General features: G+C 60.5%; 21 protein-coding genes. 8 read left to right on the top strand and 13 right to left on the bottom strand.

Features of this window, described 5'->3' with window-relative positions; genetic code table 11:
• Positions 1–252 precede the first annotated feature (252 nt).
• A complete protein-coding gene (gene polA, locus DA373_RS03775; protein ID WP_107851137.1) occupies positions 253–2,985 on the bottom strand; it encodes a DNA polymerase I in 2,733 nt (910 codons plus the stop codon).
• A gap of 313 nt (positions 2,986–3,298) precedes the next feature.
• Here polA and elbB point away from each other — a divergent pair, with 313 nt between their 5' ends.
• Positions 3,299–3,946, top strand: coding sequence for an isoprenoid biosynthesis glyoxalase ElbB (gene elbB, locus DA373_RS03770; RefSeq protein WP_107851019.1), 648 nt, complete (start codon positions 3,299–3,301; stop codon positions 3,944–3,946).
• 397 nt (positions 3,947–4,343) lie between these two features.
• On the top strand, positions 4,344–4,925 hold the full coding sequence (locus tag DA373_RS03765; protein WP_107851018.1) for a hypothetical protein: 582 nt from the start codon (positions 4,344–4,346) through the stop codon (positions 4,923–4,925).
• Positions 4,926–5,000: 75 nt separating this feature from the next.
• Here the strand turns inward: DA373_RS03765 and DA373_RS03760 are convergent, their stop codons facing one another.
• The 3 genes from DA373_RS03760 to DA373_RS03750 form a co-directional block, all read right to left on the bottom strand.
• Positions 5,001–5,660, bottom strand: a complete 660-nt coding sequence (locus tag DA373_RS03760; protein ID WP_107851017.1) for a 7-cyano-7-deazaguanine/7-aminomethyl-7-deazaguanine transporter — start codon at positions 5,658–5,660, stop codon at positions 5,001–5,003.
• 124 nt (positions 5,661–5,784) lie between these two features.
• The gene (locus tag DA373_RS03755) at positions 5,785–6,042 is read right to left on the bottom strand and encodes a DUF3630 family protein (protein ID WP_232821185.1); all 258 of its coding nucleotides are present in this window, start codon (positions 6,040–6,042) and stop codon (positions 5,785–5,787) included.
• Positions 6,043–6,044: 2 nt separating this feature from the next.
• A complete protein-coding gene (locus DA373_RS03750) occupies positions 6,045–7,478 on the bottom strand; it encodes a protein adenylyltransferase SelO (protein ID WP_107851016.1) in 1,434 nt (477 codons plus the stop codon).
• A gap of 119 nt (positions 7,479–7,597) precedes the next feature.
• Here DA373_RS03750 and DA373_RS03745 point away from each other — a divergent pair, with 119 nt between their 5' ends.
• Positions 7,598–7,897: a c-type cytochrome gene (locus DA373_RS03745; protein WP_107851015.1), complete on the top strand. Its 300-nt coding sequence runs from the start codon at positions 7,598–7,600 to the stop codon at positions 7,895–7,897.
• Between the two features lie 42 nt (positions 7,898–7,939).
• Here DA373_RS03745 and recQ read toward each other — a convergent pair whose 3' ends face one another.
• The gene (gene recQ / locus DA373_RS03740) at positions 7,940–9,766 is read right to left on the bottom strand and encodes a DNA helicase RecQ (protein WP_107851014.1); all 1,827 of its coding nucleotides are present in this window, start codon (positions 9,764–9,766) and stop codon (positions 7,940–7,942) included.
• Between the two features lie 150 nt (positions 9,767–9,916).
• On the opposite strand from recQ, the gene rarD reads away from it, so the two are divergent.
• Complete coding sequence (gene rarD, locus DA373_RS03735) at positions 9,917–10,819, top strand: EamA family transporter RarD (RefSeq protein WP_107851013.1); 903 nt, start codon at positions 9,917–9,919, stop codon at positions 10,817–10,819.
• A gap of 235 nt (positions 10,820–11,054) precedes the next feature.
• On the opposite strand, the gene uvrD is transcribed toward rarD, so the two are convergent.
• From uvrD to lptM, 7 genes are all read right to left on the bottom strand, one after another.
• The gene (uvrD, locus tag DA373_RS03730; RefSeq protein WP_107851012.1) at positions 11,055–13,223 is read right to left on the bottom strand and encodes a DNA helicase II; all 2,169 of its coding nucleotides are present in this window, start codon (positions 13,221–13,223) and stop codon (positions 11,055–11,057) included.
• Between the two features lie 324 nt (positions 13,224–13,547).
• On the bottom strand, positions 13,548–14,255 hold the full coding sequence (locus DA373_RS03725) for an HAD-IA family hydrolase (RefSeq protein ID WP_107851011.1): 708 nt from the start codon (positions 14,253–14,255) through the stop codon (positions 13,548–13,550).
• Between the two features lie 85 nt (positions 14,256–14,340).
• Positions 14,341–15,261, bottom strand: a complete 921-nt coding sequence (xerC, locus tag DA373_RS03720; RefSeq protein WP_107851010.1) for a tyrosine recombinase XerC — start codon at positions 15,259–15,261, stop codon at positions 14,341–14,343.
• Entirely contained in the window at positions 15,248–15,931 is a 684-nt protein-coding gene (locus DA373_RS03715) for a DUF484 family protein (RefSeq protein WP_107851009.1), read from the bottom strand. Before DA373_RS03715 ends, xerC begins: the two co-directional genes overlap by 14 nt.
• Positions 15,928–16,761, bottom strand: a complete 834-nt coding sequence (gene dapF / locus DA373_RS03710; protein ID WP_107851008.1) for a diaminopimelate epimerase — start codon at positions 16,759–16,761, stop codon at positions 15,928–15,930. Before dapF ends, DA373_RS03715 begins: the two co-directional genes overlap by 4 nt.
• A 3-nt stretch (positions 16,762–16,764) precedes the next feature.
• Positions 16,765–18,021: a diaminopimelate decarboxylase gene (lysA, locus tag DA373_RS03705; protein ID WP_107851007.1), complete on the bottom strand. Its 1,257-nt coding sequence runs from the start codon at positions 18,019–18,021 to the stop codon at positions 16,765–16,767.
• An 11-nt stretch (positions 18,022–18,032) separates the two neighbouring features.
• Entirely contained in the window at positions 18,033–18,155 is a 123-nt protein-coding gene (gene lptM, locus DA373_RS03700; protein WP_107851006.1) for an LPS translocon maturation chaperone LptM, read from the bottom strand.
• 72 nt (positions 18,156–18,227) lie between these two features.
• Here lptM and cyaY point away from each other — a divergent pair, with 72 nt between their 5' ends.
• Complete coding sequence (gene cyaY, locus DA373_RS03695) at positions 18,228–18,539, top strand: iron donor protein CyaY (RefSeq protein WP_107851005.1); 312 nt, start codon at positions 18,228–18,230, stop codon at positions 18,537–18,539.
• 4 nt (positions 18,540–18,543) lie between these two features.
• Here the strand turns inward: cyaY and DA373_RS03690 are convergent, their stop codons facing one another.
• Positions 18,544–21,078, bottom strand: coding sequence for a class I adenylate cyclase (locus DA373_RS03690; protein ID WP_107851004.1), 2,535 nt, complete (start codon positions 21,076–21,078; stop codon positions 18,544–18,546).
• A 197-nt stretch (positions 21,079–21,275) separates the two neighbouring features.
• On the opposite strand from DA373_RS03690, the gene hemC reads away from it, so the two are divergent.
• From hemC to DA373_RS03675, 3 genes are read left to right on the top strand one after another with little or no spacing between them, the layout of a single operon-like run.
• Positions 21,276–22,205, top strand: a complete 930-nt coding sequence (gene hemC / locus DA373_RS03685) for a hydroxymethylbilane synthase (RefSeq protein WP_107851003.1) — start codon at positions 21,276–21,278, stop codon at positions 22,203–22,205.
• Positions 22,202–22,951, top strand: coding sequence for a uroporphyrinogen-III synthase (locus DA373_RS03680; RefSeq protein ID WP_107851002.1), 750 nt, complete (start codon positions 22,202–22,204; stop codon positions 22,949–22,951). Before hemC ends, DA373_RS03680 begins: the two co-directional genes overlap by 4 nt.
• Complete coding sequence (locus DA373_RS03675; RefSeq protein ID WP_107851001.1) at positions 22,944–24,083, top strand: uroporphyrinogen-III C-methyltransferase; 1,140 nt, start codon at positions 22,944–22,946, stop codon at positions 24,081–24,083. Before DA373_RS03680 ends, DA373_RS03675 begins: the two co-directional genes overlap by 8 nt.
• Positions 24,084–24,086 lie beyond the last annotated feature (3 nt).

Below are 24,086 nucleotides of genomic sequence, written 5' to 3'. Positions count from 1 at the left end.
GCAGTAAAACTGTAACCTTTTTACAAAAAATTAATTTTGTATACAAGTTACAAAAAATTCTGGATCAGGCAAAAAAAACGCCTTCAGCAGTCATGCTGAAGGCGGCCTGAGCAATCATGTATCGAATGCATAAAGAAAGTCAGGCAGGGCATGTCCCCTGCCTCTGTACCTGGTACTACTTTACTTCCGGCGCGGCACAGAGAAAAGCCCCAAACCGTAATTTTATTTCATTATTGTTTTTTTAATACCAAATTAGTGAGCCTGATCCCAGTTGTCTCCCACTCCGGCTTCCACCAGCAGGGGCACATCCAGGCTGGCGGCCTGCTGCATCAGCGCACAGATTTGCTCCCGGTATTCCTCCACCCTGTCTTCGCGAATTTCAAACACCAGTTCATCGTGCACCTGCATCAGCATGCGTACCTCGCCTTCGGGCAGCCCGGTGAGCCAGTCGTTCACCCGAATCATCGCCTTTTTGATGATGTCGGCGGCAGTACCCTGCATGGGCGCGTTGATGGCAGCCCGCTCGGCACCCTTGCGCCGGGCGCCGTTTTTGGACCTGATCTCCGGCAGGTAGAGCCGGCGACCGAACAGGGTGGAGACATAGCCCTGCTCGCTGGCCTGGGCCCGGGTGTCTTCCATATAGCGCAGCACGCCCGGATAACGCTCGAAGTAGATATCCATGTACTGCTGGGCTTCGTTACGGCCAATGCCCAGCTGGCGCGCCAGACCAAAGGCGCTCATGCCGTAGATCAGGCCAAAGTTGATGGCCTTGGCCCGGCGGCGCTGTTCGGTGCTGACTTCATCCACCGCCACCCCAAACACTTCGGCGGCGGTGGCGCGGTGAATGTCCTGACCGTGGGCAAAGGCGTCTAGCAGGCCCTTGTCCTGGGACAGATGGGCCATGATGCGCAGCTCAATCTGGGAGTAGTCCGCCGCCACCAGCCTGTAGCCGGGCTCGGCCACAAAGGCCTGACGAATACGCCGCCCTTCGTGAGTGCGAATGGGAATGTTCTGCAGGTTGGGATCCGACGACGACAGCCGGCCGGTGGCGGTGTTGGCCTGGTGATAGGAGGTATGAATGCGGCCGCTGTGCTCGTTCACCATCTGCGGCAGTTTGTCGGTATAGGTGGACTTGAGCTTGCTCAGGGCCCGGTATTCCATCAGCAGTTTGGGCAGGGGGTAGTCCAGCGCCAGCTCCTGCAGCACTTCCTCGGCGGTGGACGGCGCGCCCTTGGGGGTTTTCTTGATCACCGGCAGCTCGAGCTTGGTAAACAAAATCTCGCCCAGCTGCTTGGTGGAGCTCAGGTTAAAGGGCTCGCCGGCAAGCTCATGGGCCTCCAGCTCCAGCTCCTTGAGCCGCTTGGCGATCTCGTCACTCTGAATGGCCAGCAGCTGGCTGTCGATGCGCACGCCCGTGTATTCCATTTCCGCCAGAATGGGCACCAGCGGCAGCTCAATGTCGGTGAACACGCTTTGCAGCACCGGCTCGGCGGCCAGTTTTTCACTCAGGTGATGATGCAGCCGCAGGGTAATGTCGGCGTCTTCCGCCGCATAGGGACCGGCCTGCTCCAGGGGGATCTGGTTAAAGGTCAGCTGCTTGGCCCCCTTGCCGGCAATGGACTCGAACGACGTGGTGCTGTGATTGAGGAAAAACGCCGCCATGCTGTCCATGTCGTGCCGGGTCTGCACCGAGTTCAGCGCATAGGACTCCAGCATGGTGTCGAGCAGCGCCCCCTTCATGTGAACGCCGTGATTCTTCAGCACATTAATGTCGTACTTGAGGTTCTGCCCCAGCTTGATGCGGGTTTCGTCTTCCAGCAGCGGTTTGAGCGCACCCAGCACGGCTTCTTCGCTCAGCTGCTCGGGCGCATCCAGATAGTCATGACCAAAGGGCACATAGGCGGCCTGGCCGGCTTCTACCGCAAACGACACGCCCACCACCCGGGCGTCCCGGTAGCTGAGGCTGGTGGTTTCGGTATCAAAGGCAAACAGCGGCGCCGCCTTCAGTTTTTCGATCCAGGCGTCCAGCTCGGCCTGCTCGGTGATCAGCTGATAGTCGGTTTCCATGGCCGGCGCGGCCTGCTCTTCTTCCGCCTGCTCGGGATCCAGTTCGGCCAGCAGGTTGCGGAATTCATATTCCTGATAGAGGGTGCGCAGGGCCTCGGTATCCGGTTCGCTCTGTTGCAGATCGGCGGGGCCCACATGCAGCGGCACATCGGTCTTGATGGTGGCCAGGGTGTAGGACAACCGCACCATCTCTTCGTGCTCGGCAAACTTGGCGGCAAAGGACTTGGATCCGCGAAAGCCGAGCCCGGCGATTTTGTCGGTATTGGCGGCGATATCATCGATGGATCCCAGCCCCTGCAGCAGCGCCAGCGCGGTTTTCTCACCCACGCCGGGCATGCCGGGAATGTTGTCCACCTTATCGCCCACCAGCGCCAGCAGATCGATGATAAGCGAAGGCGGCACGCCGAACTTCTCCACCACGCCGTCCCGGTCGAGAAAGCTGTTTTTCATGGTGTCCATCAGCAACACGTGATCCGACACCAGCTGGGCCATGTCCTTGTCGCCAGTGCTGATCACCACGTCCAGCTGCTGCTCGGTAGCCTGCCGGGCCAGAGTGCCGATCACATCGTCCGCTTCCACTCCTTCCTCGATCAACAGCGGCAGCCCCATGGCACGAATAATGTCGTGAATGGGCTGGATCTGGCTGCGCAGATCGTCCGGCATCGAGGGACGCTGAGCCTTGTATTCCGGATAAATGTCATCACGAAAGGTTTTGCCCTTGGCATCAAACACCACCGCCACCCGGGACTCGGGAAACTGTTTGTGCAGGCTGCGCAGCATGTTGGTGACCACGCGAATGGCCCCGGTGGGGCGGCCGTCACTGGTGCGCAGATCCGCCTGCTGTGAAGCGAAATAGGCACGATACAGATAGGAGGATCCATCGACCAGGATCAGGGGTTTGGCAGGAATGGCAACCATGGTGTTGTTCTCGTTAATGCGTTGGCCGCTAGCATGCCACAGCGGGCCGCCGGACTCCATGTTGATGCCGTTTGAGGCCTGTGGATAACTCTGTGAAGGAGCGATCCGTCCAGGATCCGACAAATAACAACAAACCTTTATTATTCAATGGTTTGCAGTTTAATAATGGATCTTGATAAGCGATCGTTAAATGTGGAAAATCGACAGACAGGAAATGTTGCACAATTATTAAGCGCACATAATGCTAGCACACGCTGACGCATTCGGCCCGAGCCGCGTCACAAAATTTACCCCCTCTGACAAGGAGCACAACATGAAAAAAGTTGCCGTCATTCTGAGCGGTTGTGGTGTCTACGACGGTGCGGAAATTCACGAGGCCGTGCTGTGCCTGCTGCACCTGGCCCGCCACGGCGCCCGCTACCAGTGTTTTGCCCCCGACAAGCCTCAGCATCATGTGATCGATCATCGCTCCGGTGCGGAAAACACCGAACAGCGCAATGTGCTGGCCGAAGCCGCCCGTATCGCCCGGGGAGACATTCAGCCCCTGAGCGAACTCAAGGCCGACGACTTTGATGCCCTGCTGCTGCCCGGCGGCTTTGGGGTGGCCAAAAGCCTGTGCAATTTTGCCTTTGAAGGGGAGAAATGCGAGGTGGACAACGAGGTGCTGGCCGCCTGTCGCGCCTTTGCCAAAGCCCGCAAGCCCGCCGGCTATTGCTGTATTGCGCCGGTACTGATGCCAAAGGTCTATCCGGCCGGAGTGAAAGGCACCATAGGTACCGATGCCGCCACCGCCGAAGCCTTTGCCGCCATGGGCGGCGAGCATATCGGCTGCGCCGTCACCGATGTGGTGGAAGACGAACACTACAAGGTGATCTCCACCCCCGCCTATATGCTGGCGCAGAGCATTACCGAGGCCGACACCGGTATTGGCAAGCTGGTGAAACGCCTGCTGGAAATGTAAAAGCTCAGTCACAGCCAGTGTTTCACGAGCGTCGCGAGCGAAAGCCAGGCGAGGCGAAAAGTGGCGAAAAAGCGGAGTGTACTTGCGGTACATGAGCATTTTGAGCCGCTTTTCAACGAAGCATGGCTGAGCGCAGCAGCTCGCTTGTAAGCACAAAAAAAGGGCCGGCAATAAGCCGGCCTTAAACTCTGGAAGCAATGTGAGCAATGTCGTGCCTTCGAAAGCCGCCTGTATCCTACATCTGACTGAATGAAAGGCTGTGTTCGGAAAGCAAGGTAACGATAATCGTTATCATTTGTTATTGCAACCCATATCTCCTCCTTTCGATCACTTTTTGTTCCCCTCCCGTGCCGCCCCCTTGGCTACACTGAGACAAAACACCAGCCGGGGACACCACATGAACAAGCACTGGTTATGGACAAGTCTGCTGTTGCCGGGCCTGCTGCTGGCCGATGACGCCGAAATTCGGCGGGCCATCGAGGAAGGCACCCGCGCCTACGAGGCCGAAGAGTGGTCCCAGGCCGCTTCCCAGTTCGACTATGCTGCCACGTTAATTCGCCAGCTGCAGGCCGGTGAGCTGGGTGAGCTGTTTCCCGATCCCCTGCCCGGCTGGCAGGCCGACGAAGCCGACACCAGGGCCGGCGGCAGCGCCATGTTTGGCGGTGGTATTCATGCTTCCCGCCAGTACCGCAAGGACAATGCCCGGCTGGAAATGACCATTACCAAAAACTCACCTCTGCTGCAGACCATGGCCATGCTGTTTACCAACCCCAGCATGGCCACCATGAGCGGCTACAAGGTGCGCCGCATCAATGGCCAGACCGCCATGGTCAAGGAAGAAGGCAACAGCAAGGAACTGATGATGCTGGTGGCCAACACCACCCTGGTGCAGCTAAGCGGCCGTGGCAGCGAACTCACCAGCGAGGATCTGGAAGCCTACGCCGGCGCTCTGGATGTGAACGCACTGTCGGCGCTGTGATGGACTGTGAGGGGTAAGGCGTGAAGGGTGAGGAGCAGTGAAGAGTCACCTCACTCCTTTCCCCTCACCCCTCACTCAGTTGCTGGTTTGCAGCACCGCCTGGTCGTCACCCAGCACTCGGCGGCTCAGGTATTTCAGCAGCAGGCCGTAGGCGGGCACAAACAGCGCCAGACTGAACACCAGCTTGAAGCCATAGTCCACCCAGGCGATCTCCACCCAGTGCTCGGCCATAAAGGGATCCGGCGAGCGCCAGAACGCCAGGCTGAAGAACGCCAGGGTATCGATCAGATTGCCGAAAATGGTGGAGCAGGTGGGCGCCACCCACCAGGCACGCACCTGGCGCAGCCGGTTAAACACAGACACATCCATGATCTGCCCCAGCACATAGGCCATAAAGCTCGCCAGAGCGATACGGGCCACGAACAGGTTGAATTCCGTCAGCGCCCCCAGGCCCTGATAGCTTGCCTCAAAAAACAGCACCGACAGCACATAGGAGCTGGCCAGGGCCGGCAGCATCACCGCAAAAATGATGCGCCGGGCCAGCCCGGCACCAAAGATGCGCACCGTCAGATCCGTGGCCAGATAGATAAAGGGAAAGCTGAGCGCGCCCCAGGTGGTATGAAAGCCAAACAGGGTAAAGGGCAGCTGCACCAGATAGTTGCTGGCGGCGATCACCGCGATATGAAACAACGACAGCCGGATCAGGGCCGTGCGGTATTGAGCAGAGGTAATCATATATCACCTTTTTGATAAATGGGGTGAGGGAACCCATGGCGGGTTAAAGCATGCACTCGACAATGCGAAGGGGCGCATTCTAGTCGTTTTTTAAGCACTTGTCTTTATCTGAAGTTAATTCCATTCAGCCCCGGTTCCACTCTCCGGTCAGCCAGTCGGCCACCTCCTGATCCTGTTCACTCAGCGCCTCCAGCCAGGCGCAGTCGGCATAGTGCTGAAAACACAAAAACAGCCGGCTGCCTTCAAAGTCCACCAGCCACTGGTGATAGTCGGCACCGGCTTCCCGCTCCAGTACGGTCAGCTCCAGTGCCTGAGCCAGCTCATCGGCCCAGGCAGGAAAGCTTTCAATGGTAAGGGGTGATTGGCTTTGTAATGGCGTCATGGTCAGGAACTGCAGGAAATACAAAGGGATGCCGCCCACTCGGGGGCCGGCTCGGCATAAGCATCGAACCCGGGCTGCTCGTCAAAGGGCCGCGCCAGCAGCTGCAGCAGGATGTCAGCTTCCGCCATGTCACCCCGCTCGGCCCGCTCGATGGCGTTCTGGGCCAGGTGGTTGCGCAGCACGTATTTGGGATTGACCGCGTCCATGGCCGTCCGACGCTCGGCGAAAGTTCGTTCTTCCTGCGCCAGCCTTGCCCGGTAACGGGCAAACCAGTCCTGCCAGGCGGCAGGCTCGGGCAACAAGGCTGCCAGGCTTGGCGGCAGTTCGCCTTCGGCTTCCAGCAGCGCCAAACGACGAAACCAGCAGGTGTAATCGACGTTATGCTCGGACATCAGGCTGAACATGTCACGGAACAGCGCCGGATCGCCTTCATGCCACTGCTCAAGGCCCAGTTTTTGCCGCATCAGTTCGGAATAGGTAGTCAGCAATTTATGCTCATATTTCCCCAGGGATTGCTGCAGCACGTCCAGCTCGATATGACCCGACAGCGCCTGGGCCAGCCGCTGCAGGTTCCACAGCCCCACCGCCGGCTGCTGATCATAGGCGTAACGACCGGCAGGGTCGGAATGATTGCAGATGTGGCCGGGATCATAGGCATCGAGAAAACCGTAGGGACCATAATCCAGGGTCAGGCCCAGCATCGACATATTGTCGGTGTTCATCACCCCATGGCAGAAGCCCACCGCCTGCCATTGGGCAATCAGCCCGGCGGTGCGCGTCACCACCCGGTCAAACAGGGCGCCGTAGTCTTGAGGCTGTTGTTTCAGATCCGGCCACTGGGTATCGATCAGATAATCCAGCAGTTCAGGAATGCGCTCGGACTGACTGCTGTAATAGAAATATTCAAAGTGGCCAAAGCGCAGATGGCTGGGGGCGGCCCGCAGCAGGGCGGCGCCGGCTTCCACCTGCTCCCGGTAAACCGGCTCGTCACTGCCCACCAGGCACAGCGCCCGGGTGGTAGGAATAGCCAGATGATGCAGGGCCTCCGAGGCCAGGTATTCCCTGAGCGAGGACCGCAGCACGGCCCGGCCATCGCCAAAACGGGAATAAGGGGTTTTGCCCGCCCCCTTGAGATGCAGATCCCAGCGCTCGCCGCCCGGGGTCACCACTTCTCCCAGCAGCAGGGCCCGGCCGTCACCCAGCCGCGGGCTGAAACCACCAAACTGGTGGCCGGCATACACCTGGGCAAAGGGGGTCATGTCCGGCAACAGCCGTTCACCACTGGTGATGTCCCGCCACTGGCGGTCATCGAGTGAAATGCCCAGTTCGCCGGCAAGGTCATAATTAACGAGCAACAGCCGGGGCGCCTTTAGTGGATCAGGCTCAGTACGGGTCCCGGCCCACTCAAGACCCGCATAACGGTTATCCAGGATCATGGTTTCACCTTTTAGCTAAATCGCGGGTTTTATTTTTGACCACAGCTTAACTTATACTGCAACGGCTCAAAAGATGAGCCAGGAAGCAATTCGCGATTCAATAACAACGGAGTTCAATGATGAATAAATTGATGACAGCTGCCGCCCTCGTGGCCATGATCAGTGCTCCTGCCTTTGCCGCCGGTGATGCCGAGGCAGGCAAGGCCAAAGCCGCCGTGTGTGCCGCCTGCCATGGCGCCGAAGGCATTTCCACCATGGACATCTACCCCAACCTGGCCGGTCAGAAAGCCGCCTACGTCGTAGCTCAGCTGAAAGCATTCAAGGCCGGCGAGCGCAACAATCCCATCATGGCGCCCATGGCCATGCCCCTGTCCGATCAGGACATGGAAGACCTGGCTGCCTACTACGCCAGCCTGTAATACCCAAGGGTCCGCCCCGGCGGGCCTTTATTTCCTGCGGCGTTAGTCTTCCCGCCGCAACAGCTCCAGAAACGCCTCGCCAAAACGCTCCAGCTTGCGCATCCCCACCCCGTTAATGCCCAGCAGCTCCGCCTCGGTTTTGGGCCGGTAACGGGCCAGCTCGGTAAGAGTGGCGTCGTTGAACACCACATAGGGGGGCACATCGGCCTCTTCGGCCAGTTGCTTGCGCAGTTGCCGCAGCGCCTTGAACAGAGCGCGGTCTTCGGCCCGGGTCAGCCCGCTTTCCGCCTTGTCCTTTTGCTTTACCCGCGCCAGCCTGGGCTCCGCCAGCTCCAGGGCCACTTCGCCGCGCAGCACCGGACGGGCCGCCTCGGTGAGCTGCAGCACCATGTTGCGGGTAATGTTCTGGGTCAGCAGACCGGAGTGAATAAGCTGGCGCAGCACGCTCACCCAGTGCTCCTGACTTCGGTCCTTGCCAATGCCATAGGTGGAGAGTTTGTCGTGGCCGTGTTCACGAATGCGCTGGGTATCGGCGCCCCGCAGCACTTCCACCACATACATAACCCCGAAGCGCTGGCCGGTACGGTACACGCAGGACAGCGCCTTTTGCGCGTCTTCGGTGCCATCGTAGCGCTTGGGCGGATCCAGACAGATATCGCAGTTGCCGCAGGGCTCACGCTGATATTCACCAAAATAGTTGAGCAGCACCTGGCGGCGGCAGGTGAGGGATTCGGCAAAGGCCGCCATCACATTGAGCTTGTACAGCTCCACCTGCAGCTGCTGCTCGTTGTCGCTGTTTTCCAGCAACCGCCGCACCCGGCCCACATCCCCCGGATCGTAGAGCAGCAGGGCTTCCGACGGAAGGCCGTCGCGCCCGCCCCGGCCGGTTTCCTGATAGTAGGACTCGATGTTCTTGGGAATGTCGTAGTGCACCACATAGCGCACATTGGGCTTGTCGATGCCCATGCCAAAGGCCACCGTGGCCACCACTATGTCGAGATCGTCGCGAATAAAACGCTCCTGCACCGACTGGCGCAGCTCCAGAGGCAGGCCGGCATGGTAGCTGGCGGCCTTGTGGCCCCGGGCCAGCAGCCGCTCGGCCACCTCTTCCACCCGCTTGCGGCTGGAGCAATACACAATGCCGCACTGGCCGTTTTGCTCCGCCACGTAGCGCACCAGCTGATCCAGCCCCTTGAACTTTTCCACCAGGGTGTAGCGAATGTTGGGCCGGTCAAAACTGGCGATATGGATCAGCGGCTCGGTGAGGTTAAGCCGGCCCAGCATGTCCTGGCGGGTGGCCTCGTCGGCGGTGGCGGTGAGCGCCATGATGGGCGTGTGGGGAAACCACTGCTTGAGCCGGCCCAGCTCGGCGTATTCCGGGCGAAAGTCGTGGCCCCATTGTGAGATGCAGTGAGCCTCGTCGATGGCGAACATGGCCAGCTCCAGCTCGCCGAGCCGCTCCATGAATTCGTGCTGCAGCAACCGCTCCGGCGACACATACAGCAGCTTGATCTCGCCCCGGCGCAGGGCGGTAAAGTGGCGCAGCATGGTTTCCCGGCTGAGCGAACTGTTGATATAGGCCGCCGCCACGCCGTTGGCCACCAGGGTATCGACCTGATCCTTCATCAGCGAGATCAGCGGCGACACCACCACGGTGAGCCCCGGCCGCAGCAGCGCCGGGATCTGGTAACACAGCGACTTGCCGCCGCCGGTGGGCATAATCACCATGGCGTCGCGTCCGGCCACCGCCGCTTCCACGATATTCAGCTGACCCTTGCGAAAGTCCTGATAGCCGAACACCTGCTGCAGCACGCCATGGGGCGTGTCGGGAATGGGCACGGAAGCGGTGTTGTCGGTGTCGGGATTCATTGCGGTCAGCCGGGCAAAAATGAAGGATCATTGTAAGGCAGGGGGCGACAACAATAAACCGCAGGCCATGGCCACAAAGTTTCACTTGTTACTGGATGCCTTTCGAGGCTGACATTACACTTCTGCTTTTCTCACTGTTGATGACTCAAGATGGAACAGGATCAATCCGCCCGTGGCGCCCTGCTCGCCCTGTGCGCCTATTTGCTGTGGGGTCTGGCCCCGGTGTATTTCAAGCAACTGCTCGAGGTGCCGGCACCGGAGATTCTGGCGCACCGGGTGGTGTGGTCCTGCCTGCTGCTGCTGGGGCTGATCACCGCCCTGGGCTACTGGACCCGGGTACGGGCCCTGCTGCGCCGGCCGGCATTGCTGCTGTTGCTGCTGGTGTCGTCTTTGGTGATCGGCACCAACTGGCTGGTGTTTATCTGGGCGGTGAACAACAACCATATTCTCGATGCCAGCCTGGGCTATTACATCAATCCGCTGCTCAATATTGTGCTGGGCATGGTGTTCCTGCAGGAACGTTACCGGCCGCTGCAATGGCTGGCGGTGGCGCTGGCCGCCGTTGGCGTGCTGGTGCAGATACTGGTATTTGGCAGCCTGCCCTGGGTGGCGCTGGTGCTGGCGCTGTCGTTTGGCACCTACGGCCTGATCCGCAAACAGGTACCGGTAGACCCCTTTACCGGCCTGCTGCTGGAAACCTCGGTACTGCTGATACCCGCTCTGCTTTGGCTGTGGGGACTGGATTCCGCCACCGGCAACCTGACCGCCAATGCCGCCAGCCTCAACCTGCTGCTGCTGGCCGCCGGCCTGGTCACCACAGTGCCTTTGCTGCTGTTCGCCGGCGCCGCCAGCCGGCTGCGGCTCTCGACCCTGGGCTTTTTTCAGTATCTGGCGCCCAGCCTGGCGCTGCTGCTGGGGGTACTGGTCTACGGGGAAGCCTTTACCACCGACAAGGCCATTACCTTTGCCCTGATCTGGACCGCACTGGTCATCTACAGCCTGGACGGCCTGCGCCAGCGACGGCGGGCAAGGCTGGTGAGGAGTGAGGTGTAAAGCGCACTGCCGAACGGGCTTGTATGCATTCCCACGCAGAGCGTGGGAACGAGAAAAAGAGCGGTAGGTTGGCGATGAGCGCAGCGAATCCCAACATTCCGCAAGCGCCTTTATTTGTTGCGATTCGCTTCGCTCATCACATCTACGCCTGCTGCAAGCGATAAGGGTTAACAAGCACCACTCAAAAACGGCCAGCAAAACCTGGCGACTTACAGCTGACCGCTTACGACTGCTTTTATAGCGCCTCGAGCCTAGCGTAGGCGGTGACCAGCCATTTGGCGCCGCCATCGTCGAAGTTGACCTGCACCCGGCTCTGGGCACCGGCGCCTTCATAGTTGAGCACCACGCCTTCGCCGAACTTGGGGTGCAGCACTCGCTGGCCCAGGCGGAACCCGGTCTGGTTAAAGGTATCCTGCACGCGATCCTGGCTGAAGCGGCCGTTGGGAATGGTGCGGGTCACTTTAGCTTTCAGCCGGATTTCCTCCAGGCACTCGGCGGGCAGCTCCTTGATAAAGCGGCTGGGGCGGTGAAACATTTCCCGGCCATAGAGGCGGCGGCTTTCGGCATGGCTGATATAGAGCTTTTCCATGGCCCGGGTCATGCCCACATAGGCCAGCCGGCGCTCCTCCTCCAGCCGGCGGCTTTCTTCCGCCGACAGCTGGCTGGGAAACATGCCTTCCTCCACCCCCACCATAAACACCAGCGGGAACTCCAGCCCCTTGGCGGAGTGCAGCGTCATCAGCTGCACGGCGTCGTCAAACTGATCCGCCTGGCCCTCGCCCGCTTCAAGGGCGGCATGGGACAAAAACGCCGACAGCGGCGACATGTCCTCTTCTTCCGATGGAGTGAACTGGCGGGTGGCGGACACCAGCTCCTCCAGGTTTTCCACCCGGGACTGGGCCTTCTCGCCCTTTTCCGCCAGATACATGGCCTTGAGGCCCGACAGTTCAATCACCCTGTCGGTCTGCACATGCAGCGGCAGCTCGCGGGTATCGTCTTCCAGCTGGTTGATCAGATTGATAAAGCGGCTGACCGCGGCGGCGGCCCGGCCGGTGAGGATTTTTTCTTCCACCAGCACCCAGGCCGCCCGCCACAGGGTGACTTCCCGATCCCGGGCCGCCTCGCGGATCAGCCCAAGAGTACGCTCGCCAATGCCCCGGGTGGGGGTGTTGACGATACGCTCGAACGAAGCCTCATCACCTCTGTTGTTGATTAAGCGCAGGTAGCCGAGGGCGTCCTTGATCTCCTGCCGTTCAAAAAAGCGCAGGCCGCCGTAGATGCGGTAGGGAATGCGCTCCTGGATCAGCGCCTCTTCCAGCACTCGGGACTGGGCGTTGTTGCGGTAGAGAATGGCGCTGTCGCTCAAGCTTCCGTCTTTATTACGCCACTGCTTGATGCGCTCCACCACAAAGCGGGCCTCATCCACTTCGTTAAAGGCGCTGTACACGGCGATGGGCTCGCCTTCGGTGCCTTCGGTCCACAGCTCCTTACCCATGCGCTCGGCGTTGTTGGCAATCAGCCGGTTGGCGGCCTTGAGAATGGTGCCGGTGGAGCGGTAGTTCTGCTCCAGCCGCACCGTCTCGGCACCGGGAAAGTCCTGCAGAAAACGGGAGATGTTTTCCACCCGGGCCCCGCGCCAGCCGTAGATGGACTGATCGTCGTCGCCCACTATCATCACCCGGGCGCTGTCGCCGGCCAGCATGCGCAGCCAGGCATACTGAATGCTGTTGGTGTCCTGAAATTCGTCCACCAGAATGTGCTGAAAACGCTGCTGGTAGTGTTCCAGAATGTGCGGCTTGTACAGCCACAGCTCGTGGGCCCGCAGCAGCAGTTCGGCAAAGTCCACCAGCCCGGCCCGGTCGCAGGTGTCCTGATACACCTGATAAATCTGGCGCCAGGTCTTTTGCAACGGATCGTTGAGCACCTGAATATCACCCGGCCGCAGGCCCTCGTCCTTGCGACCGTTGATATAGCCGGCCACCTGTCGCGGCGGCCACTGTTTTTCGTCCAGATTCAGGCTCTTGAGAATGCGCTTGAGCAGGCGCAGCTGATCGTCCGAGTCGAGGATCTGAAAGTCCTGGGGCAGGTTGGCGTCCAGGTGGTGAGCCCGCAGCAGCCGGTGCGCCAGACCATGAAAGGTACCCAGCCAGAGACCGAACAGGCGGCCGCCCAGTAACTGCTCCACCCGGCTGCGCATTTCGGCGGCGGCCTTGTTGGTAAAGGTCACCGCCAGTATGCCCGAGGCCGGCACCTGCTCCACCTGCATCAACCAGGCAATGCGATGCACCAGCACCCGGGTCTTGCCACTGCCGGCACCGGCCAGCACCAGCATGTTCTGGGAAGGGGCGGCCACCGCCTCTCTTTGCTTGTCGTTCATGCCGTCAAGCAGGCTGGATACATCCATCACAACTCCTGTCTGTACTTTGAAGGCAATACCGTGCAGGCCAGGAGGAGGAAGGGTAGCCAACGCCAACACGCAGCATAAATTGCCACCTTCACTTTTTGCCTGCTGCGAACTGTCATTTGAAGTTCGGTCAGACAAAAAGCTCGGCGCTAGCGAGCAAGCTCGCCCATGTATGCTCGACGATGGCGATCGTGGGGAAACCGCCGTATCATCGCTTCGCGATGCTGGCGGCGGTGCCAGGCGCTTCGCGCCCCCTGCCATCGACGGTTGGCTAAGGCTATCCCTTCCCTCTCCCGAATAGTGTGTATTGCAGTAAACCGGCGATTATAACAGCTCGAGCAGCTGCTCCAACCGCGTCAGGGCTACCTGAGGCAGGCACTGCAGATCCGCTTCGGTACGGCCGTTATCATTCAACCACACCGCCTGACAGCCACTGTGTACGGCACCGGCCACGTCGGTGCGAATATGATCGCCAATATGCAGGATCTCGGAAAGCGCTACTCCGGCCTGCTCCGCCAGCCGGTAAAACAGATCCGGCGCCGGCTTCATGCGGCCATCGGGGCCGGCCTTGAGCACAATCTCGAAATAGGGCGCCAGCTCGGTGTGCTCCAGCGGCATATTGCCGTTGGTGATCACCGCCAGCCGGTACTTTTCCTTGAGCGAGGTCAGCACTCTGTGAGTGGTCTCGGGCACCTTGATTTTGCCCCGCTCGGTGAGAAAGCCCTGATAAAAGATCTCGGCCAGCTCCTCGGTTCTGCTTTCTGCCACGCCCTGCTGGCGCAGACCTTCGCTCAGCACTTTGCGGCGGCAGGCGCTGACATCATGCGCCAATGCCGGTTGTTCGGCGATCAGCCGGCGCTTGATCGCCGCCAGATTGTCGGCCCCCAGCAGAGTGGATTCCGGGTAATCATTACGCAGCGCCTGCAGCAGCCAGTCCTCGGCTGCCGTCATCACCGGCACGTTGTCGTAGAGGGTATCGTCCAGATCAAAGCTGAGCACCTTGATCGGCGCCATTCGTTTGTAAAAGCGCATCCATGGGTTCCGGTTACGAAAGTCAGTGCAGGCATTCTAACCTGCTTTCACCTCACACCTCACCCTTCACGCCTTACAAGCCGTCTTACTCCTCATCCTTGCGGCGTTTGGCGCGCGGATGGGCCTGATCGTAAGCGTTGGCCAGGTGCTGAAAGTCGAGGTGGGTGTAGATCTGGGTGGTGGCCAGATCGGCATGGCCCAGCAGTTCCTGTACCGCGCGCAGATCACCGCTGGACTCCAGCATGTGGGTGGCAAAGGAGTGGCGCAGCTTGTGGGGGTGCACATGGCTGGACAGCGCCTGTTGCCGGCCGCGCTTGGCCAGGCGCAGCTGCACGCTGCGGTGGGTGATACGCCGGCGCTGCTTGCTTACAAACAGCGCCGGCTCGTCGGGGCCGGCCAGCTCGGGACGCACGCTCAGCCATTTTTGCAGCCAGTCCAGGGCCATGCGCCCCACCGGCAGAATGCGCTCCTTGTTGCCCTTGCCGGTCACGCGCACCTGGCGCTCGGCAAACTGCACGTCGTTCAGGTTGAGCGCCACCAGCTCCGCCAGCCGCAGACCGGAGGAATACATCAGCTCCATGATGGCTCTGTCCCGCACCGCCAGGGGGTCGGACTCGTCCAGATTCATCAGCTGATGCAGTTCGTCCACATCCAGGTTCTTGGGCAGGGGCCGGCCCTGCTTGGGCGCGCTCACCCCCTTGGCGGGGTTGGCGTCAAGCCGGCCGGTAAGCACCAGCCAGTCGCAGAAGCTGCGCAGGGCGCTGAGTTTGGCGGCAATGGAGCGGGGTGACAGTCCCTGCTTGTGCATGCGGGTGGCCAGGCCCCGGGCATGAGCCACAGAAAGCTCATTCCAACTGGCAAGGTGAAGATCGGTCAGCTGTTCGCTGATGGCGCTCAGATGACGGCGATAGTTATCCAGGGTGTGCGGGCTGAGCTGGCGCTCCACCCGCAGGTAGTCGAGAAAGTCGTCAATGGCCGGAGCCAGTGCCGGATCAGGGGTGACCATGTTCCACCATGCGCGGCAACAGCAGGGCGAGAAAGCCGGCGAGCTGGCGAATGATCAGGGTGTCCATGCCCGAGCGGTAATGGCTGCTGTCGGCGCTGCCAAAGGCCAGCAGGCCCATTTCACCCTGTGTGCCAATGCGGATCAGGGCGCAGGAGTTCACCAGACTGTCACCAAACAGCCGCTGTTTTTCTTCCCGGCCGAGGCGTCCCAGATACACGTCCTGCCCGGCCATGCGCTCGCGGTAGAGTTTTTCCAGCTGCTCACCGGGTTGTGCCTTGGGCAGGCTGCACCAGCGCGCGTCCGGTACCAGCCGCACCGCCGTGACCCGAAGCCGCTCCCGCAGGGCATGAGCAATGCGCTGCTCCAGCTCGGCGGGTGTGCGGCAGTCAAACAGCCGGGGATACAGATCGAGGTAAACACGAAAAATACGCTCGTTCTCGCCGGCCACCGTCATCAGCTGGGTGATTTCTTCCTCCAGCTGATGAATGCGCTGGCGCTGGCGTTCCATGCGGGCTTCCACCAGCGACACACTGCCCCGCTGCTCGTGGGGCAGACGCAATGCGTCCAGCAGCTGCGGATGGCGGACAAAAAAGTCCGGCTGGCCGGCCAGGTAGTCGGCAATATGGCTTTCATCGAGCCCGGCGTTGGCCAGGGCGCATTTCTCGGTCATAGGTTGATTTGTCCGTCAAACACATGCTTGGCCGGGCCTGTCATAAACACCGGCTTGCCCGGCCCCTGCCAGGCAATGGTGAGGGTGCCGCCGGGCAGCTGAACCTTGACCCGCTCCGCCAGCTTGCCCCAGCTCATGCCCATCACCGCTGCTGCACAGGCACCGGTGCCACAGGCCAGGGTTTCACCGGCACCGCGCTCGTGCACCCGCAGTTTCACTTCCCGGGCATTCACAATCTGCATAAAGCCCACGTTTACCCGTGCCGGAAAACGTTCGTGATTTTCCAGCTCGGGTCCAAGCGTGCCCACCAGCGGCGTATTGATGTCGTCCACTTCCACCACGCAGTGCGGGTTGCCCATGGACACGGCGCCGCACAGCACGGTTTGATCCTGAGTACGCACCAGATAGGTTTTTTCCGCCTTCTGGGCCTTGAACGGAATATGGGCCGGATCGAACTCGGGCACCCCCATGTTGACGGTGACCTGATCATCCTTCTCCAGCTGCAGCACGATATTCCCTTTTTGAGTGCTGACGGCAATGCGATCCTTGTTGGTCAGGCCCTTGAGCCGCACAAAGCGGGCAAAGCAGCGGGCGCCGTTGCCACACTGCTCCACCTCGGAGCCATCGGCATTAAAAATGCGGTAGTGAAAGTCGAGCTCGGGATCATAAGGCGGCTCTACCAGCAGCAGCTGATCAAAGCCCACACCGAAGTTGCGATCCGCCAGCTGGCGGATCACTTCAGGGTTGAAAAAGACTTTCTGGGTGACGCCGTCCACCACCATAAAGTCGTTGCCCAGGCCCTGCATCTTGGAGAAATGAAGCGTGCTCATGGCTCAGGCCCCGGGCAGCAGGTGCTCGCCCCGCCACAGATCCGCCAGCTCTTCCCGCTCGCGCACCACATAAGCCTGCTCGCCGTCCACCATCACCTCGGCGGCCCGGGGGCGGCTGTTGTAGTTGGACGCCATCACAAAACCGTAGGCACCGGCAGAGCGCACTGCCAGCAGGTCACCTTCGGTAATGGCCAGTTCACGGTCCTTGCCGATAAAGTCGCCGGTTTCACAGATGGGACCCACGATGTCATACACGGCAGATTGCCGTTCCAGGGTTCGATCTACCGGAATAATGGCCTGCCAGGCGCTGTACAGGGCCGGACGGATCAGATCGTTCATGGCGGCGTCGACAATGGCAAAGTTCTTGGCTTCACCGGGCTTGAGGTGCTCAACCTTGGTCAGCAGCACGCCGGCGTTGGCGGCAATGGCCCGGCCCGGCTCAAACACCAGAGTCAGGTTGCGGCCCTGCAGGCGCTTTTTCAGCTCTTCGGCGTAGTGACTCGGCTCCGGCGGGGTTTCGTGGTCGTAACGCACGCCCAGACCGCCACCCACGTCCAGGTGACGAATGTGAATGCCATCGGTGGCCAGATCGTCAATCAGCACCAGCAGCTTGTCCACCGCTTCCAGGAAGGGGGACAGTTCGGTGAGCTGGGAGCCGATATGGCAGTCCACCCCGTGAATGTTCAGGCTGCTCATGGCGGCGGCCTGACGGTAGATGTCCCGCGCCTGCTCGATGGGAATGCCGAACTTGTTTTCCTTCAGACCGGTGGAAATGTAGGGATGAGTGCCGGCGTCGATATCCGGGTTTACCCGAATGGAGACCGGCGCCTTCACGCCCATGCTTTCCGCCACCCGGTTGATGCGCGCCAGCTCCGCCACCGACTCCACGTTAAAGCAGAAAATTTGCTGCTCCAGGGCAAAGCGGATTTCGTCGTCGCGCTTGCCCACGCCGGAGAACACCACCTTTTTGGGATCGCCACCGGCGGCAATCACCCGGCGCAGCTCACCCACGGACACAATATCAAAGCCCGAGCCCAGCCGCGCCAGCACATTGAGCACCGCCAGGTTGGAATTGGCCTTGACCGCATAGCACACCAGGTGGTCCACGTCGCCGGCAGCCCGGTCAAAGGCGTTCCAGTGGCGCTCCAGAGTGGCCCGGGAGTAGACATAAAGCGGCGTGCCGTGTTGCTCGGCCAGACGGGAGAGATCGCAGGCTTCACCGTACAGGCGGCCATCATCCTGATAATTGAAATAATCCAAGGTAGTTTCCTTTACGACTGCTCAACCTGAGTGGGTTGCGGCTCGGACTCGGGCAGGGTCAGCGGGCCCTTGAGGCCACATGCCGACAGGCTCAGAACCAGCGCAACCAGTGCGGTCAGCTTGAATTTGTTCATCGTATGACTGTGAATATGGTTCAGGGCTCTTATAATCGCATTCACATTCTCAAAAGCAATAGGAAGCGGGCAATGAACGACAGCGAATTCCACGCTCTGGCGGACGCCATTTATGAGCATATTGAGGCACGTATCGACGACAGCGGTGAAGACATTGAATGCGAAACCGTGGGCGGTGTCATGAACCTGACCTTTGAGAACGGGGTCAAGTTCGTGATTAACCGTCAGGAGCCACTGCATCAGATCTGGCTGGCCACCCGGGAAAACGGGCATCACTTTGCACTGCAGGGAGATCAGTGGATCGATAACCGCCAGGGGCATGAACTGCTGAGCTGGCTCAGCCTGCAGGCCAAACGCCAGGGCGGCGTGGAGCTGGAACTGTAGTTGCTCAGGCCGGGCCAGGCCGCAGCGGGTCCCGGTCATCCTTGCCGGTGCGGTAAGTCAGTACCTGCACCTCGCCGTCCACCCGCACAATTTCATAATACTGGGGCAGGTTGAAATGGCTGAAGTGGCTTTGCCCTTCACCCTGCTCCTGATTGGCGGTGTAAAAACGGTTGATGCTCTGCACCAGCTCGTCCTTGCTGCCGGCGATCTGGTGATAGACCTCGGTGCGGTTGGCCTCGTCGAGAATATACAGGCTGTAGCCGTCGCCGCAGTTCTCAAAAAAGAACTGCATCAACCCTTCACTGGCGTAGGCATCCACCACCTCGGGCACCGGCTGACGCTGGTGCTGATCCAGTCGCAGGGCATAGCCCTGCCTGGCATGAGCCGGCCGGGCCGGCGGTACCGCCACTGGCTGCTCGGCAACCCGCTCCGATTCCATGCGCTTGACGCTCACCCCGCGCCGCTCAAAGAAGATGCCGTATTTATCCGGCCCCAGCATCAGCCGTTTCAGCCTGTGGCCCTGGGATGATTCCAGCCGCAGTTCAATGCACTCCTTCACCAGCTGCTCAAAGCGGGTGCGCAGCAGGCTGCGAAAATGCCGGCTGTAGCAGAATACGTTCAGCGTCTCGGGCGGGCTGGCGCCCTGATGCATTTTGCCCAGTACCGCGGTAAGGGCGTCGACCACGGCGGTGTCGCCGTCAAAGTGCAGGGTGCGCACCTCGTCCCAGGAATTGCGGTAGATAATGTCCACCGAGCCGGCCAGGTTTTCCCGTTGCCGGCCGAAACTGAAAGGATCACTGGTGTCGGCGCCAAACTCGATGGGCCTGTCCCGCCGGCGACCGCTGGGATCGGTTTCCAGATTGAGAAAGATGGCGAGATTGCGCACCTCGCAGGGCCGGCTCAGGGCCAGGTTGGTGGGGGCCGGCAGACGCACCGGAAATACCCGCGCCAGATCCCGGCTGAACTCCTGCAGGTGCTGCAGACTCAGATCCGTGCTCTGGTTGAACAGATGCCATTGGGTCTGTTCGGTCAGCAGACCGTTGAAATGCACCCAGGCCACCAGCCGGCTGACATAGTCGCTGTGCTCCAGCGGGCTGCGCCCCAGTATCTCCACCGGTGACAGGCCGTATTTATACAGATACCAGCCCGCCGGATTGGCGCGGCCCTTTGGTACCTGCACCAGGCTCAGGTCAGGCTCACTCAAATCCGGCGCAATGCGCAGGTTAATCAGTTGTACCTTGCCCGGCAGGTTTTCAAAGGCGGCATAGAGTTTGCGCGACAGTATGCCGATATCTTCCGGATTGATGGACTCGCTGATGTTATTGCGCCGGGCAAACTGAATAAGGCTGCGGTAGCTCTGCATCAGGGCTTCCAGCAACTCGCCATAGGCGGCCCTGACCTCTTCCACCTTCCAGTTTTCGCGATCATCGAGCTTGGCCAGCTTCTCCGCCGGCCAGTCCCAGAGAGCGATCAGCCGGTCCATAATGCGCCGGCGCCAGGCAAAGGCCTCATCCTGCTCCTGGCCCGGTTCCAGCGCTTCCGAGACCTTGAGGTAAAAGCAGCGGCGCACCAGATCAAGGCGCTTTTCATCATTGATGGACTTGAGGTAATCGGTCACCTTTTCCAGCATCAGCACATAGTGATCCCGGGTTTCATCCAGTGTCTCGGCAGTCTGGAACACGCTCTTTAACTGGCGGCACAGCAGGTGCGTGTCGGGGTATTCGTGGGAATAGGCCTCCATCAGCACGGTTTTCAGCACCGCCTTGTAGGGAGAGTCGATGCTTTTATAGAGCTGCCACAGGGCCGAGCCGAAGTATTCTTCCGCCGGAATACGGGCAAATCCGCCCAGATCCAGCCATTCGTCGTGATTGAGGGTGCCGTTGGCAAATTGCTCGGCCACAAACTGATCGTAGTCAGGCCCCAGTTTGCCGGGGGCAAACATCCACACCAGCCGCTTGCCGGCAATGCGCAGATGACTGCGGTAAAACTCGTCCAGCAGCAGCAGGTGCTGGGCGCTGCCGCAGCTTTCCCCTTCTACCCATTGCTGGTTGTCGGTACGGAATTTGTTATCCGGAATAAGAAAGAAGTTGAGCTCGACCCGGCGCTGATCGGCCCATTTGGAGATCAGCAGGCACTTTTGCTGCAACAGCGCCACCCGCTCGGGGGCCATGGTATGGGAATGGCAGACCCAGATATCGAGGTCGGAACGACGGCTCTGGCCGATGGACGAGGTGCTGCCCATGGAATAAAGGCCGAGAATTTCGTGAGTATCCTGAGCCAGCCCCTGATGGCCGTTGGCCGCCCGGCACAGCTCGTCGATGAACTCGCGCTGACAGTCATTGGGAGAGAACTGGCAGATGCCCGCCGGCACGTCGCCGGGTACATAGCCCGGCAGCAGGGGGTGATGGTAGTGCAGCAGCACCGGCAGCAACTGAAACACCTGCTGGCCATACCGGTTCATCACCGCCAGGGCTCGTGTCTGTTTCTGCTGATTGAATTGCTCACACCGCTCGACGAGCCGATGAAAATTTGCGTGCAATGAGTTCAGGCCTTCGTTGGACCGACACAGGCCCGCAGCGGGCCAAAAGTGTGATCATGGTAACAATTAGTCAGTAAATGAACAATATCCTGTAATCACCCGGCCACAGGATACCGGTAAGGCAACGCGCTTTGCCTGAAACAGACGTGCAACAGTGATAGTATCGGGCACAGATACTCACAGACAACGAGAGTTTTATGGCCAATCGCATCATTCGTATCGCTACCCGCAAAAGCCTGCTGGCTCTGTGGCAGGCTCACTATGTCAAAGAGCGCCTGGAAGCCCTGCACAACAACGTGACCGTTGAGCTGATCCCCATGACCACCAAGGGAGATGTACTGCTCGACACGCCGCTGTCCAAAATCGGCGGCAAGGGGCTCTTCATCAAGGAACTGGAACAGGCCATGCTCGACGGCCGCGCCGATATTGCCGTGCACTCAATGAAGGACGTGCCGGTGGAGTTTCCCGAAGGGCTGGGCCTGACGGTGATCTGCGAGCGGGAAGATCCGCGCGATGCCTTTGTATCCAACCACTACAAGACTCTGGACGAGCTGCCCGACGGCGCCGTGGTGGGCACCGCCAGCCTGCGCCGGGAATGCCAGATCCGCGCCCGTTATCCGCAACTGCAGGTAAAAACCCTGCGCGGCAATGTGCAGACCCGGCTGCGCAAACTGGATGACGGCGAATACGACGCCATTATTCTGGCTGCCGCCGGTCTCAAGCGACTGGAGCTGGACGATCGTATCGCCGGCCTGCTGAGCCCGGAAGACAGCCTTCCTGCCAACGGTCAGGGTGCCGTGGGCATTGAGTGCCGGCTCGATGATGCCGAGCTGCTGGCGCTGCTGGCCCCGCTGAATGACCAGGATACTCAGCTGCGGGTAGAAGCGGAGCGGGCCATGAACCACGGTCTGCAGGGCGGTTGCCAGGTGCCTATTGGTTCCTACGCCCTGCTGGAAGGGGATCAGCTCTGGCTGCGTGGCCTGGTTGGCCGCCCCGATGGTACCGAAGTGCTCTATGACGAAGTGCGCGGCCCGGCCGATCAGGGCAAGGCCCTGGGTGCCGAACTGGCCAGACGGCTGCTGGCCGCCGGTGCCGATAAAATACTGGCCGAGGTCTATTCGTCGTGACCCCGCTGGTGGTTCGTCCCGAGCCGCAAAACCACAGTCTGTGCGACGCGCTGCGCCAGGCCGGCCACCGCCCGGTGGCCACTCCCCTGCTGGCCTTTGCTCCCGGCGCCGGACTGGAACAAGTACCGGCGCTGCTGAATCAGCTCGGCTGCAGGGATTATGTGATAGCGGTCAGTGCGCAGGCGGTAAATTTCGCCGATAATGCACTGAAAAATCAGGGACAGCGCTGGCCCGATGCCACCTATGTGGCGGTGGGCGAGGCCACCGGCCAGGCCTTTGCCGCCGTGGGCGTGACCAACGCACTGGTGCCGGATGACCCTCGCTCCGAAGGCATGATCGCCCTGCCCCAGCTGCAGCAACCCGCCGGCCGCCGGGCAGTAATACTGCGTGGCGATGGCGGTCGTCATATGATGGCCCCCGCCCTGGCTGAACGGGGCGCACAGGTTGAGTATTGCGAGGTTTACCGGCGCTGCTATCGCGAGGATACTGACGGGCAACTGGTGAAAGAGTGGCAGCGTCACGGGGTGGACAGTATTATCATCACCAGTGGCGGCCTGCTGCAGCATCTGTTTCAGCTTGCGGCCAACAGCGCAAAGGACTGGCTGCTAAGCCGTTTATTGATTGTGCCCAGCATTCGCGTGGTCGAACAGGCGAAGGCTCTGGGCTTCACTCATATCATCAATGCGAAAGGTGCATCCAACCCGGCGTTGCTCAGCGCCCTGGATGAGAGGAAAAGGAATGACTGACAACAAAAAAGATCAACAACAAGACAAGGTGGTAGCCGACGCCGCGCCGGAATCCACTGCACCCGCCGCCCAGGCCACGGAGACCGTACAGCCGGAACAGACAGCTCCGGCCGATGTGTCCGCCGCCCCCCGGGCGCAGCAGCAAAAGTCGCCGTCATCGGGCAAGGGGCTGGCCATTGTGGCCATCATTCTCGCCATTGTACTGGCCGCCATTCTGTACTGGCATGGTCATCAGCAAAGCGTGGCCCAGGCTGACCAGCTGGAGGCCATGGAAAGCCGCCTGGCCGAGCAACAGAGCACGCTGACAGCCCTGAAGAGCGAACAGAGCGCCACCCTGAGCAAGCTGGAAAGTGCCCAGAACAGCGTCACCGAGCAGGTGGAGGGTCTGTCCCGCAAGGTGCTGGATCTGGACAGCAAGCGTCCCAACGACTGGATGCTGGCGGAAGCCGAATATCTGGTGCGTATGGCCGGCCGCAAGCTGTGGCTGGAGCACGATGCCGTGTCTGCCGCCATGATGCTGGCCAACGCCGACGAGCGCCTGGCCGCCCTTAACGATCCCACCCTGGTGCCCATTCGCAAGGCCCTGGCCGACGACATTGCCAGCATCAAGTCGGTGAAAAAGGTCGACCGCGAAGGTCTGGTGATCAAGCTCAACAGCATCAACGATCAGGTTGACAAGCTCAAGCTGGCCGGCGTGATCATGGCCCGGGCCGAAGAGCCCGACTTTACCGTGTCCGAGTCGGTCAGCGACTGGAAGGAAAACCTGAAAAAGAGCTGGGCCAGCTTTACCGACGACTTTGTCACCGTGCGCCGCCGTGACGGCAACGTGGAAGCCCTGCTCTCTCCCCAGCAGCACTGGTATCTGAGCGAAAACCTCAAGGGCAAGCTGCTGCAGGCCCAGCTGGCGGTGTACCGCGAGCAGCAGGAGATCTTTGACAGCTCTCTGGCCCAGTCAAAGCAGTGGTTGCAGGACTACTTTGCCGACGACAGCGTGCGCCAGTTTATGCTGGAGCAAATCAATCAGCTTGAAGGCCAGCAGATCAGCGTGGACTATCCGGAGCAGTTTGCCGCTCAGGAACGCCTGCAACAGCTGCTGGATGACCGGCTGCAACGCCTGCTCACCGGCCTGTAAGGG

This window comes from Oceanimonas marisflavi, assembly GCF_003049725.1.
GTDB lineage: Bacteria > Pseudomonadota > Gammaproteobacteria > Enterobacterales > Aeromonadaceae > Oceanimonas > Oceanimonas marisflavi.
The sequence above is the reverse complement of the archived record's forward strand: the minus strand, read 5'-3'. Positions and strand labels throughout refer to the sequence as shown.